The organism is Labilibaculum sp. K2S (assembly GCF_030372765.1).
Lineage (GTDB): Bacteria > Bacteroidota > Bacteroidia > Bacteroidales > Marinifilaceae > Labilibaculum.
In genome coordinates this window covers 40,176-54,230 of record NZ_JAUCMW010000015.1, presented here as the reverse complement: position 1 = coordinate 54,230, position 14,055 = coordinate 40,176, and the positions used below count along the sequence as shown (strand labels likewise).

The window sequence follows — 14,055 nt, the reverse complement described above, 5'->3', positions numbered from 1 at the left end:
CTCTGATAAAACTTGTAAGGCACATTTATTTTTATTTACTTTACCCTTCACAGTTTTTGACCGTTACTGAACCATAATGTATTACATGAAAAAATTTATTTTCTTCATATTTTTGTTTTGCTACACCTTATTAATAAAGGCTCAGCAAGATCCGCAGTTCAGTCAAAACATGTTCAATATTCTTTCTGTGAACCCTGCATTTGCTGGGGCAGACAAAGATATATTTGTGTCGGCAATTAATCGTCAGCAATGGGTTGGTTTCGAAAATGCACCTGTTACCACTGTGTTTAATATAAGCACACCAATTACATTTATGGGAACAGATCACGGAATTGGATTAACCATACTAAGTGATAAATTAGGCTTCGAAAAGAATACCGGCATGCGTTTTAGTTATGCATATCAAAAAAAAACAGGTGAAAGTTCTTTAAATATTGGGTTCAGTTTCGGTTTTCAAAACAATTCCCTTAAAGGAGAATGGTTTGTTCCCGACGGAGATGGTTTTTCTACTCCCGAAGACGATCTTGGTTCTTCAACTGTAGATGACAGTAAAATGGTTTTTGATTTAGGACTAGGAATTTATTATAAAACAGACAACTTTTATGTTGGAACTTCCGTAAGCCATCTGAACAAACCCAATATTGGATATAATGAAAATATTGAAACCTATCTTGCCCGTCATTATTACGCCATGGCAGGATATCGATACGAATTAAATGAATCGTGGGAAGTTTTACCTTCGGTTTTTTATAAAACTGATGCCGTAGTATCTCAATTTGACTTAAATACAAACATCAGATACAATAAAAAGATTTGGGGAGGCGTTTCATATAGGGTTGATGACGCCATTGTTGGAATGTTAGGTATTTTGTTTAATAATGGTATTCAAATTGGATATGCATACGATATTTCAACCTCGAAAATTGCAAGAGGATCACATGAGTTTTTATTAGCTTATCGATTCAGTACTAAATTGGAAAAACGAAATCAAAAATATAAGAGCATTCGATTTTTATAATATTAATTAGAAAAACTATACAATCAGTATAATTTACAAAACCACTATGAATAAACTACTTACAACACTTTGTGTAATTGTTTTATTGTTCTTAACCAGTTGTGGTAAAAACACTGGGAACGGAGAACTTATCGGTGCGGGTCAGAGAGGTAAATGGTTTGAACCTAAACCATATGGTATGGTATTGATTCCCCGTGGAAGCTTTACTGTAGGTCCAAATGATCAGGATGTAGCTTGGGCACTTAATGCTACAGCCAAAACCGTATCTGTCGAATCTTATTGGATGGATGAAACCGAAATTACAAACAATGAGTATCGTCAGTTTGTATATTGGGTTAGAGACTCTATAGCACGTGAACTTTTAGGACAACAATTCGAAGAGTTCTTAATTGCTGAAGATGACAATGGCAATCCAATAGATCCTCCTTTCATCAATTGGAACGAAAGATTGGAATGGGACAACGAAGAATATACTGAAATTCTGGAAGACATGTATTTGCCTGTTAACGAAAGATTTTTCAGAAATAAAGAAATTGATTCGCGTAAACTAAAGTATCAGTACGAGTGGGTTGATCTTCAGCAAGCCGCAAAAAAATCGAACCGTTACAATTATGAAACGGGAGAATATGAAGGAATGGTTGATGATTACAAAGGAGGTCGTAAACAAATTGAAGACCGTTCTTCCTTTATCATGAAAGAAGCCCTTAACATTTACCCGGATACATTATGCTGGATTCAGGATTTTACCTACTCATATAACGAACCTTGGACAAAACAATATTTTTGGCATCCTGGTTATGATGATTATCCTGTTGTTGGAGTTTCCTGGAAACAAGCATCTGCATTTTCTATCTGGAGAACCCGTTTTCACAATTCTGCATTAAAAGCAGAAGGTGATTATCCTGTTCAGGATTATCGCTTACCTACAGAATCAGAATGGGAATATGCAGCCAGAGGAGGCATTGCATTAAATATGTATCCTTGGGGTGGCCCCTATACAAGAAACGACCAAGGGTGTTTTCTTGCTAATTTTAAACCTCTGCGAGGTAATTACGTAGATGATGGAGGTCTTGTAACCCTTCCTGTTGGCAGCTACGAGCCAAATGAATTTGGGTTGTATGATATGGCCGGTAATGTTGCAGAATGGACTTCAGGAGCTTACGATGAGTCGGCCTATTCATTTACTCATGATATGAATCCGAATTATGAATACAATGCATTACCCGATGATCCACCAGCTTTAAAAAGAAAAGTAACCAGAGGAGGATCTTGGAAAGATATAGGCTACTATTTGCAGTGTGCAACCAGAACATACGAGTATCAGGATACTGCAAAATCTTATATCGGATTCCGTTGTGTCAGAACTCATTTAGGTAAATAATATTACCCGTAGACTATTTATTTTAGACCTTTCAAACTTAACTGATCATGAATATTACCGAACTTGTTCAATCTCCTAGATGGAAAAAATTTATGGGCTATGTATATGGCTGGGGTGCTTCCGTAGTTTTAATTGGTGCACTATTCAAAATACAACATTACCCATATGCAGGAGAACTTCTTACCGTTGGTATGACTGTAGAGGCTATTATCTTTTTCTTCTCTGCTTTTGAACCACCACACGAGCAACCAGACTGGAGTTTAGTATATCCGGAATTAATTGGATTGGAACCAAGAGAAGGTGTTACCGGAGGCGGTGTTCAGGTTGAAGGACTGGAACAATTACAATCATTCCTAGAGAAGATGAGTGTTCATCCGGACAAAATATCGAATTTAAGTCAAGGGCTTGCAAAATTAACCAACGCTGCAGAAAACCTTTCAAACCTGTCAGAAGCAGCTATTGCAACCAATGGTTACATTGAAAGTATACAGAAAGCGTCAAGCTCTGTTGGTGAATTTTCTAACAAATACGCTGAATCAACTGAAGAATTATCTAACTCAGCTCAAAAACTAAGTAATTCTTACCAAGAAACTGCTAATGCAATTAGTACTTCAGGTGAAGGGTTTACTAAAAATGTTAACGAATCTGGAAATAAATTGGTAGAGTCTTATCAAAATTTGGATAAATCTTTACAAACCGGATTTGATAAAATCTCTGAAAACAGCAATACGTTTAATGGTTCCATGTCAACCTTGAATAACAACCTGTCATCACTAAACACAATATATGAGTTGCAATTGAAACAAGGTAACGAGCAAATGACTAATTCGAAAACTGTACATCAGGATTTGGGTAAAGTTCTTGAAACTCTTACTGTAACTTTACAAAATGCACAAGCTTACAAAAAAGAAACCGAACAGTTAAACGAAAATCTTGCCGCACTTAATACCATATACGGTAATATGCTGAGTGCCATGGATGTAAGAAAGAAAAATTAATTTAACTGTCAAGCTGAGCTGAAATGGGAGCAACGAATTGTAAAGAAACACCACGGCAAAAAATGATTGGGATGATGTATTTATTCCTGACAGCAATGTTAGCGATAAATGTATCAAACGAGGTCCTTAATGCTTTCACGATTATTGATAATGGTTTATCAAAAACCATTCAGACATTCGAAGAAAAAAATGAAAATAAATATAAGGATTTCCTAATTGCCCTGGAAGCAAACCCGGCTAAAGTTCAGGAAGCTTGGGATAATGCAAATAAGATAAAATCTGAATCAAATAACTTATCAAATTTAATCGATTCTCTGAAACATCGAATCGTTAAAAGTGCAGATGGTCCTGAATACGATATGAATAACATCGAGAGTAGAGACAATTTGGATGTGCCTCCTGAAATTATGATTGTTGGCGGACAGGGTAAAGTTTTAAGAGAAGCTATTGATTCCTACCGTAATTTGGTATTAAGTCACGTTGCAGGAAAAGATTCTACTCTGCGTAAAGCAATTATGAAAACTCTGAATACGGAAAAACCAAAAAAGATGACTAAAGGTGATCCTAATTACAGTTGGGAATCTATACAATTTTCACATACTCCATTAATTGGAGCTGTCACTCTACTATCTAAAATTCAGACAGATATACGCAGTACTGAATCGGATATCGTAAGTTATTTATTCAATAAAATTGAAGCAGAATCATTTAAATTCAATAAACTAAGAGCAGAAGTATTTTCGCCGTCAAATTATATTTTAAAAGGTGACACCTACGAAGCTCAGGTTTTTCTTGCTGCTATTGATACAACACAGAACCCTAAAATAGTTATTGACCGAGAGGGCGCAATTAAGAACTTTAAAGATGGCCGAGGTGTTTATACAGCAAAAACAGATAAGGTTGGCGAAGTAACATGGGGAGGCGTTATTACGTACACCAGTCCGTCTGGAATTGACAAAAAATACGAGTTTAAATCGAGCTATATTGTAGCAGAACCTAATGTAGTGGTTTCTGCTACTAAAATGAATGTTTTTTATGTAGGTGTTGACAATCCAGTAAGCATTTCAGCTCCGGGCTTTGCATCGGACAGAGTGCGTGCTACCATGGACAATGGTAGTTTGGTTAAAAAAGGAGATGCTTATATTGCAAGACCTAAAGTAGCATTTAAGACTGCACGAGTGCAAGTTGAAGCACAATTTGAGGATGGCTGGAGACCATTGCGCACTGTGGATTTTAGAGTGAAACCAATTCCAGATCCAATTGCAAAAGTTGCTGGTTTAGGTGGAGGTAAAATCAAAAAGAATCTGCTCTTGGCGCAAACTGGTGTTGATGCGGTTATGGATAATTTTGATTTCGACTTAAAGTTTAAAATAACCGGCTTTACTGTTTCTACAATAGTTAAAGGTTTTACTGTTGATCAGGAATCCAGATCGGATGTATTTACCAAGGAACAAACTGAGATGTTTCGAAATTTAAAAAGAAGTCAAAAAGTTTATATTGAAGATATTAGGGCAGTTGGTCCGGATGGTGTGACCAGAGACTTACCTACAATTTCATTTAGAATTGAGTAATAAAATTTATATACGATGAAGAAAAGCTTATTACTAATAATTGGTTTTGTATTGATTTGTGCTTCCTATTCTAGTGCACAAACAAATGCTACAAGTGTTTATTCAAAAAATCATATCAAAAACAGAAAACCTATTCCTTACTCAAATATACGTGAGTCGGATGTGATGTGGTCGAAGTTAGTGTGGAGATTTGTGGATCTGCGGGAAAAAATGAACCTTCCCATGTATTATCCAACAACACCTGAAGATGACCGCTACAGTTTAATCGATCTTTTGATGTATGGAATTGAGAATGAGGGCTTAACTGCTTACGAAACAAACGATGATGAATTTAAGGTTCCTATGACCATTGATCAGATTCGTTCGAAGTTTGATGCTCAAAATGATACAATCATGCAACGTAATAGATTGACAGGTGAACTTGAGCAAAAAATTCTTCCTGGCGAAATGCATACGGATGATGTAAAAAGATATATGGTAAAAGAACAGTGGTTCTTCGACAAACAAACATCAACTCTACAGGTTCGGATCATTGGAATTTGCCCAATTCGTGAATACATAAAAGATGGTGATTCGGAGTTAGATGGTATTCAGCAGAAAAAACTGTTCTGGATCTATTTTCCTGAGGCCCGGCCTTTGCTTGCTTCTCACGAAGTATTTAATCCAAATAACGACGCGGCTCGTTATTCATTTGATGATTTGTTCTTAAAAAGACATTTTTCGAGTTTTATTTCACAAATCTCCAACGTTCACAACAATCGTCAAATTAGTGAATATACTGTTGGTTTAAACTCAATGCTTGAAGCAGAACGAATTAAGAATGAGATTTTCACATTTGAACATGATCTTTGGGAATTCTAAAAAGAACATACAGATATAAAAAAAGGACCTTACAGGTCCTTTTTTGCTATACAAATTTTTTCCCTTTTGTTATTTTCACATCATTAACGATTTTCCTTATCTCCTGCTCATCCCTTCTACGACATATGAGTAGAGAATTATTAGTCTCAACAACAATGTAATCCTTCAAGCCCTGTACAACAACCAATTTGTCATTTGGTACATTTACCAGACAATTTTTTGATTCGTAAAGCATTACATTTTCCCCCTGAATGGCATTTGCATTATTGTCTTTTGCAGAATGTTCATACAAAGAACCCCATGTACCCAAATCGGACCAACCAAATTCAGAACAATACACAAATACACTTTCAGACTTTTCCAGAATTCCATAATCGATAGAAATATTCTCGCATTTTGGGTAAATCTGATCAATAAAATATTGTTCTTCTCCAGTGTCAAGTTTATCCAAAGTAGTCTCAAACAGATATTTCATATCCGGTAAAAACTTATGGAACGCATCCTGTATTGCCGAAAGTTTCCAAACAAATATTCCTGAATTCCAAAAGAACTCACCCGATTCCTGAAATATTTTCGCCAATTCGAGATGTGGCTTTTCTGTAAATGTTTTTACAGGATAAACATCGGAATAATTATCAACGGCTTTATTTGAAACCTGAATATAACCATAACCAGTTTCCGGTCTTGAGGGGGTAATTCCCAATGTTAATAATTTATTTCCATCTTGTATAAATTGAATTCCTTCCGACAAAACTCCTAAAAACTTGGTCTCATTTAATATTAAATGATCTGCAGGAGTTACTATAATTGATGCATTCGGATTTCGCTTTTGTATTTTATGATTGGCATAAGCAATACAAGGTGCCGTGTTTCTTCTAATTGGCTCTAACAAAACCTGGTCTTCATTAATATTTGGGAGTTGCTGAAGCACAAGACTCTTGTAGTTTGTATTGGTTACCACGAAAAAATTCTCTGCCGGACAAATGGACGCAAAACGCTCATAAGTCAACTGAATTAGAGTCTTACCGGTACCAAGAATATCAAGAAATTGTTTGGGTTTATTATTTTTGCTTAGAGGCCAAAACCGCGAGCCTACGCCGCCAGCCATAATTACACAATAATTATTTTTATCCATTGGAAAATATTTATCTGAATCTATGCTCATTAAGTAAGAATTCAAGAGTAGTAAAATTATACTCTAAAATACTGAAAAGCCTTATTAAATCAAAAAAGAACAGAAATTTCAATAGATACAATTATCCTGGAAGATGGTAAACAAATAATTTGTAATTTTATCGTAAAGCAAAATAACTATGAACTTGTTTGAAAACGTAGGAAAATTCTCAAGATTTCTTGTTTTGGTATTTTCAAAACCAGAAAAAGGCAAGACTTTATTTTCACAAATAATCCGTGAAATTGATAAACTCGGAATCAATTCTATTGGGATTGTTGTGATAATATCTCTTTTTATGGGAGCTGTTATTACCCTGCAAACAGCATACAATATGCTGAATCCCTTACTTCCGGATTATTTGGTTGGTTATACTACAAGAGAATCGATGCTTCTTGAATTCTCATCGACAATAGTTGGTTTAATATTAGCCGGAAAAGTCGGTTCAAATATAGCTTCTGAAATTGGTTCGATGCGGGTAACTGAGCAAATTGATGCCTTGGAAATCATGGGAATCAATTCTGCCAACCATTTAGTTTTACCTAAAATTATAGCGGCAATATTTATTAATCCATTTTTATATGTACTAAGCGTATTTGTTGGAATAACAGGAGGCTTACTTGCTGGCTATCTAACAGGTACTGTAAATTTAACTGATTATATTGACGGTGTACAATATGCTTTTATTCCTTATTACATTACCTATTCCCTGATAAAAACAGCCGTTTTTGCCTTTATTATAACAGCAATTCCATCCTTCTATGGATATTACGTAAAAGGAGGTGCACTGGAGGTAGGCAGAGCAAGTACAAAAGCAGTTGTAAACAGCAGTATTCTTATTCTTCTTGCTAATGTGATACTCACACAAATCCTTTTAAAATGATCACTGTAAGTAATGTAAATAAATCTTTTGCCAACTTAAAAGTATTGAATGATATCTCTATCAATTTCGAGGCTGGCAAAACCAATCTTATAATAGGACAAAGTGGATCAGGTAAAACAGTTTTACTTAAATCAATCGTTGGACTTCATGAGGTTGATTCCGGCAGTATATTCTATAACGACAGAAATTTCACCTCAATGAATTTGAAAGGAAAAAAAGAGATTCGAAAGGAAATAGGCATGGTATTTCAGGGAGGTGCTTTATTCGATTCTATGAGTGTTGAAGAAAATGTACTCTTTCCTTTGGATATGTTTTCAGATATGAATGAAAAAGAAAAAAAAGATCGTGCCAACTTCTGTTTAAACCGTGTTAACATACAAAATTCAAATCATTTGTTTCCCGCTGAAATTAGTGGTGGTATGCAGAAACGTGTTGCCATTGCGAGAGCAATTGCGTTGAATCCGAAATACCTTTTTTGCGATGAACCCAATTCCGGTTTAGATCCTGTAACTGCTATTTTGATTGATAATTTGATTCTGGAAATAACAAAAGAATATAATATGACTACCATTATTAATACTCATGATATGAATTCAGTAATGGAAATTGGAGAGAAAATTATTTTTATAAGTAAGGGGAACAAAGCATGGGAAGGTTCCAAAAATGAAATATTTGATACCGACAATCAGGATTTAAATGATTTTGTATTTGCTTCGGAATTGTATAAAAAGATTAAAAAAATAAGCTAGCAGAAATCTCACTCGCACATTCTATTCGATTTATTATCTTTGCTTTCAGATCAACAAGAAACAATTCATGAATAAAATACTACTTTTCTTTATTTGCTGTGCATTCTCTTTTTTGATATCCTGCAAAAATAATAATAAAAATACTCCTCAGTTAAATGAAGATCAATTCACTAAGATGCTTATTGATATTCATATTATTGATGGAACTTTAGAATCCCAAAATATTTATCGCTCGGGAGATAATTACCGCCCCAGCTACTATTACAATTCTATTTTTAAGAAATACGATATTACCCGCGAGCAATTTGATTCCTGCGTATCCTATTATTCTAATAATACAAAAAGATTCACCCGAATTTACGATGTAATTATCGATTCGCTTAACCGACTTGAAACCCATTATCGTATTGAGGTTAAAAATAAGAAACTGGAACAAGACACAGTAAACCTTTGGACAAAAAAGAAAGATTGGAGAATTCCTGAAAAAGACAAAAACCAACTTACTTTTGCTATTCCAATCAAACAAAAAGGCATTTACACCATTAAAGCTTCTATTAGAATATTTAAGGATGATCAAACTGATCGGCCTAAATTGGAAGCCTATTTTTGGAAACAGGATAGTTTAGGCGAAGAACATAAAGTAAACTTTATGCCAAAGCCAATTACTAAAGAAATAAAATTCAATACTTATGAATTAAGTTTGTCCTATCCGGATTCGAGCTACACAGAACTACGCGGCAACTTATTTGCCGGAGAGAATGATCTTGTTGAGTTTACTCAGCATTTCGAAATTAAAGACATCATGATTTTCAATCCGCAGATTAGACCTGATTCCCTGCAGGTACTTAAGGAATTAGAGCAAGATGAGGAACAGAACCTTAGGCGTGTGCGATGAGAAAAATAGCAGCGAACTACATTTTTCCTGTTACAGCTACTCCTCTAAAAAATGGAATTATTGTAATTGATGAGAAAAATTATATTGTCGATATAGTTGATACGAAGGGACAATTTAAAGAAATTCAAAACCTGGAGTTCTACAGTGGTGTAATTGTACCCGGATTTATTGATGTATTTACACTACTTAGTTTTCCGTCCTTCTCTGAAAAAGATTTTGAAGAATGTTTTCGTGATGACTTTGGCTCTGCACTTAAAAAAAGCTTACTCTTAAAAGAAACTACTCCCAATACAATACAAAGAGGGATTAATCAATTGGAAGCTTATGGTACTGTTGCTGTCGCCGACTTTTTTACAGTAAACAATCATGCTGAGCAAAAACGAGAATCGAAGCTGTCTTTTTCCGACATTAACCTTGCAGAATCAAACTGTTCGTTACAAATCCCAATATCAAACAAACAATTAAATCCAAACCAATCCATTCTGCTAAATCGGATAATTTTAGAAAAATTTAAAGGGTTTACACCTGCTGTAAGTGAAATGAGCCAATACTGCATTGGAACAGGATCACTTGGAACGCATTTGAAACTATCTGTTTTTGAGGAATTAAAAGCTTTGCAGGAAATTCTACCGACACTTGCGTTCTGGGAATTGATTAAATGGGGAACTATAAACGGAGCAAAACATTTGCAAATTGAAAATGAATTTGGAAGTCTTGAAATTGGTAAAAAACCTGGCTTGAACCTGCTCACAAATCTTGATTATTCCAATCAGAAATTTAACGCGGCAAGCGAACTGAAAATCCTTGTTTAATCAATACCAATTAACTTCTCGATTTAAACTCCCAATTTTAATGGATCAACTCAGGAATTTATCTAAATTTGGGCAACAAAAAAAACGTGTAATGGCAACTTTTCTCTTCGATAAAATTATTTTCGGCCCGGTAAAAAGCAGAAGACTTGGGGTTTCATTAGGTATTAATTTATTACCCAACGATTGCAAACTCTGCAGTTTTAATTGTATTTATTGCGAATGTGGCTGGAATCCAGATCACTATGAACAGAAAATTAACTTTCACCCTAAAGATCAGGTGAAAGAGAGTCTGTTCGAGAAATTGACCCAGATGAAAGCCAATAATGAAAATTTGGATGTGATTACCTTTGCAGGAAATGGAGAACCAACACTTCATCCTGAATTTGGCGAAATTATTAATTACACGATCGAGGTTAGAAATCAAGTATTTCCACAGGCAAGAATCGCTGTCCTTTCTAATTCATCGATGATTCACAAAAAGTCGGTATTTGACGCTCTAAATAAGGTAGATGATAACATTTTAAAGTTAGATGGCGGAACAGAAGAAACCATAATCAATTTAAATCAGCCTGTTGGAAAATTCAATCTAAATTATTTGGTTGACCTTCTCTCAAAATTCGATGGCAATTTAATAATTCAGACCCTTTTTATCAGAGGAGAATACAAGGGTAAAATTATAGACAATACGACCAAAGAAGAAATAGAAGCTTGGTTGACACACCTGCAAAAAATACAACCTAAAGAGGTGATGATTTATACCATCTCGAGGGATACGCCAAGTGATAATCTGGAGAAAATATCAATGGAAGAATTGCAGCAGATTGCACAAAAAGTAGAGGATGCCGGATTTAAAACGCAAATCAGTGGTTAATATTTTGTCTTCGTAAGACGATAAGGTGCTATCGATTCCTGAAATTCATATTTAATGCTTAACGGATGCTAAGGTAAGCTACATCTCAAAACTCTTTTTCAAGTAAAAATATTTTACTCGCCCGGAAGCCCAGTAGAAAAGGAATTTTTGATGTTATGAAGTTCGATTTCAACTTCATTTTTACGTCTGCAAATATCTTTTGTTTCTCCATTCCAGGAGTTTCTTTACAATAATTGCTTATATCTCTTTTTTATTTGCAATTTCTCCCTAAAAGTATAACTTTAAGTTTATTACAAAATAAAACCTAAGAGAAAACAATAAATCTATGTTTAAAACATCTATTAAAATAAGCTGTTTCATTCTTTTTTTCACTTCATCAGTGCTGACTTTTGGTTGTCAAAATAAGAAACCCTCAGCTGATAAAGTGCCTGAGATAACTGCACCACAACAAAAGGAGTTTAAATCGGTTAAAACTCTGTTTTACAATGTGCCGAGTCCTATTGAAGTGACTGGAATTATCAAAAAAATGAACTTGCCCTATCAGCCCGATTTAATGAATCCGGTTTCCAATGCAGATAATTATTTATCACAAGCAGATGTGGCTATCAACATTGGTATTTACGGTGCAGATTTAAGTTACATTAGAATTTATGAACAGTTTCAGGATGCAGCAAGATATTTAGCTGTAATCAAGAAATTTACACGCCATTTGGGAATTCCTGAAGAGCAGGAAAGAATTACTGCCCGAAGGATGGAAGAAAATATTGAAAACCAAGATTCTTTGCTTCAAATTATTACTGAAACTTTTACAAAATCGGACAGTTATCTGAAAGAAAATCAAAGAGGTGGTGTTGCGGCTTTAATTGTTTTTGGTGGATGGATTGAAACCTTGTATCTGGCAACAAATATTGTTGATTTAAAAAATCCTCAAAAAGAAATGGTCAACTTAATTTCACAGCAAAAACATTCTGTAAAAAACTTAATTGGTTTACTAAATCAATATAGAGATAACTATAAAATAAATCAGATTCTACCGGATTTAAAGAAACTGGATGCGAAATTTCAGGAAATATCACAAACTAAATCTTCTGCATCGAGCATTAAAACAAAAGACGGCAAAACGGTTATAAAAAATCAGGTTACTTTAACTGCCTCGAACGAAACAATCAGGGCAATAAAAGAAATCAACGGCAAAATCAGAGAAACAATTACGGAATTATAGGATTGGGGAGCACTAAAACGATTGGAATGAAAACAACTATAAAAACCATATTACTTATTTTTTACTTATTCGCATTGCCAAATATTGTGCTTGCGCAGTGTAACGAATACACCAAAAAGGAATGCATTCCGAAACTTACGCCTTACACGTTTAACGGACAATTAAACAATGCGGTGTTATCGGAAGGTGAAACTGCTGAATTGCAACTTACTTTTTATAAGGATCAGGAATATCGAATTCTGGTTGAAGGAGAAGAGAGCCTTGGTAAAATTCAATTTCAGCTTTTTGATACTGATTACAACTTATTGTATGATAATGCAGATGAAGATCACACAAACTTGTGGGATTTTATGGTTGAAAGTACCGATGATTTTGTAATTCGGGTACTGATACCTGAGAATCCAGAAAAGGAGCGGATTGAAAGTGGCTGCGTTTCAATTTTAATTGGCTTTAGAGCTTTTGGATCGAGAACTATTTTTAAATGATCATTTTCTGAGTTGAAACTTACGAAACAAAAAAACCATCCCGCAAAGGATGGTTTTTTTCATTTCTGCAGTTTCAGCAATTATTTCAGCAAAAATTTAGCTGAACCAATATGGTTTCCTTCAGCGAAAACATCCACTTTATATTCTCCTTCAATAAGACTTCCGTCGTTATCCCAGAATACAGCAACATCAAGCTGTTCCCCTTCATAATCAATCTCTCGTGATGCAGAATAGCTAAGTTTAGTATTCTCAAAATCGAATAAAAGATTTTCCGGATTACCCAAAACAACTTCATCAGGTCGGGTAATACGCACAAATATTGCTTTAACCCCAGTTGATGCAGTTACATTCTTTTGAATCGTAAAATTGGTGACCAATTTTTCCGTTTTGGAAATCTTTTTCACCTCTTTGCCTTTTCTATTTATAGGAGAACAAGCAAGATCCACTAATGAAAGAGTAGCAGCTTTGCTGATTACTTCTTTCATTGTTTCGGTTGATTCCTCAAGTTTGGTATTACGGTCTTTTACCCAATCGATTTGCTTTTTAACCCTCACGTTTTCCGCAGTAAGCAATTGATTGCGTGTATTTAGAGAATCGATTTGAACAATATAATCCCTTAATACTCCTTTTAAAGTTCCTAACTCCTTTTTGTATTTATTAATTTCGAAATAAGAATTGTTTCGAAATACTTTCATTCGATCTAAAAGTTCATTTATCTTTTCCTGCTCCATTTTCAGCTGAACATTCAAGGTATCGTTGCTGGTTTGCAGAGAATCATAATCCTGTGAAAGTAATTTCAATTCGTTTTCCAAACTTATTTTTTCGGTAGTAATTTCGGAGATATAGCGCTTATTATCTCTATGTTCCATGTAATACATTACCGCTAAAATCACAAGAATTACCCCTAAAGTTGACAACACCCCAATATAAATGTTGTCTTTTTTACTCTTACCTTTAATCTCTGTCATAAAACTCTACTTAATTAATTCGAACAAATTTACTTATCTTTTTTTTAATAGTATTCTCAAATTCATATTTGTTTGAGTACATGCTGCTCATCAATAATGAATAGAATCAATGCATTGTAAAACCAAATACAATTGTCAATTGAACCACAGCAATAAACAAACCAAATTTC

14 protein-coding genes are annotated in these 14,055 nt (G+C 34.6%); 12 read left to right on the top strand and 2 right to left on the bottom strand.

The features are described from left to right. Window positions 1-85: 85 nt before the first annotated feature. Genes QUH73_RS15385 through porN form a run of 5 tightly spaced genes read left to right on the top strand, consistent with a single transcriptional unit; the run spans window position 86 to window position 5,829 of the window. A complete protein-coding gene (locus tag QUH73_RS15385) occupies window positions 86-1,018 on the top strand; it encodes a PorP/SprF family type IX secretion system membrane protein (RefSeq protein ID WP_289531331.1) in 933 nt (310 codons plus the stop codon). 46 nt (window positions 1,019-1,064) lie between these two features. Next, the gene (gene porK, locus QUH73_RS15380; RefSeq protein ID WP_289531330.1) at window positions 1,065-2,399 is read left to right on the top strand and encodes a type IX secretion system lipoprotein PorK/GldK; all 1,335 of its coding nucleotides are present in this window, start codon (window positions 1,065-1,067) and stop codon (window positions 2,397-2,399) included. Window positions 2,400-2,446: 47 nt separating this feature from the next. Next, window positions 2,447-3,397, top strand: coding sequence for a type IX secretion system motor protein PorL/GldL (gene porL, locus QUH73_RS15375; RefSeq protein WP_289531329.1), 951 nt, complete (start codon window positions 2,447-2,449; stop codon window positions 3,395-3,397). Window positions 3,398-3,420: 23 nt separating this feature from the next. After that, on the top strand, window positions 3,421-4,968 hold the full coding sequence (gene porM / locus QUH73_RS15370; RefSeq protein WP_289531328.1) for a type IX secretion system motor protein PorM/GldM: 1,548 nt from the start codon (window positions 3,421-3,423) through the stop codon (window positions 4,966-4,968). Window positions 4,969-4,983: 15 nt separating this feature from the next. After that, window positions 4,984-5,829, top strand: coding sequence for a type IX secretion system ring protein PorN/GldN (gene porN, locus QUH73_RS15365; RefSeq protein ID WP_289531327.1), 846 nt, complete (start codon window positions 4,984-4,986; stop codon window positions 5,827-5,829). Between the two features lie 46 nt (window positions 5,830-5,875). Here the strand turns inward: porN and QUH73_RS15360 are convergent, their stop codons facing one another. After that, on the bottom strand, window positions 5,876-6,964 hold the full coding sequence (locus QUH73_RS15360) for a mannose-1-phosphate guanylyltransferase (RefSeq protein WP_289531326.1): 1,089 nt from the start codon (window positions 6,962-6,964) through the stop codon (window positions 5,876-5,878). Between the two features lie 178 nt (window positions 6,965-7,142). Here QUH73_RS15360 and QUH73_RS15355 point away from each other — a divergent pair, with 178 nt between their 5' ends. From QUH73_RS15355 to QUH73_RS15325, 7 genes are all read left to right on the top strand, one after another. Further along, window positions 7,143-7,883 carry an MlaE family ABC transporter permease gene (locus QUH73_RS15355; protein ID WP_289531325.1) on the top strand — a complete coding sequence of 247 codons (741 nt, stop codon included), beginning with the start codon at window positions 7,143-7,145 and terminating at the stop codon, window positions 7,881-7,883. Further along, entirely contained in the window at window positions 7,880-8,632 is a 753-nt protein-coding gene (locus QUH73_RS15350; protein WP_289531324.1) for an ABC transporter ATP-binding protein, read from the top strand. The genes QUH73_RS15355 and QUH73_RS15350 overlap by 4 nt, the downstream gene beginning before the upstream one ends. Before the next feature lie 67 nt (window positions 8,633-8,699). Further along, window positions 8,700-9,527: a DUF4296 domain-containing protein gene (locus QUH73_RS15345; RefSeq protein WP_289531322.1), complete on the top strand. Its 828-nt coding sequence runs from the start codon at window positions 8,700-8,702 to the stop codon at window positions 9,525-9,527. Then, window positions 9,524-10,339, top strand: coding sequence for an amidohydrolase family protein (locus QUH73_RS15340; protein ID WP_289531320.1), 816 nt, complete (start codon window positions 9,524-9,526; stop codon window positions 10,337-10,339). Before QUH73_RS15345 ends, QUH73_RS15340 begins: the two co-directional genes overlap by 4 nt. Window positions 10,340-10,430: 91 nt before the next feature. After that, window positions 10,431-11,210, top strand: a complete 780-nt coding sequence (locus QUH73_RS15335) for a radical SAM protein (protein ID WP_289531319.1) — start codon at window positions 10,431-10,433, stop codon at window positions 11,208-11,210. A gap of 325 nt (window positions 11,211-11,535) precedes the next feature. Further along, the gene (locus QUH73_RS15330) at window positions 11,536-12,432 is read left to right on the top strand and encodes a hypothetical protein (protein WP_289531318.1); all 897 of its coding nucleotides are present in this window, start codon (window positions 11,536-11,538) and stop codon (window positions 12,430-12,432) included. Between the two features lie 26 nt (window positions 12,433-12,458). After that, a complete protein-coding gene (locus QUH73_RS15325; RefSeq protein ID WP_289531317.1) occupies window positions 12,459-12,917 on the top strand; it encodes a hypothetical protein in 459 nt (152 codons plus the stop codon). An 80-nt stretch (window positions 12,918-12,997) separates the two neighbouring features. Here the strand turns inward: QUH73_RS15325 and QUH73_RS15320 are convergent, their stop codons facing one another. Next, window positions 12,998-13,885, bottom strand: coding sequence for a hypothetical protein (locus QUH73_RS15320; RefSeq protein ID WP_289531316.1), 888 nt, complete (start codon window positions 13,883-13,885; stop codon window positions 12,998-13,000). Between the last annotated feature and the right edge of the window lie 170 nt (window positions 13,886-14,055).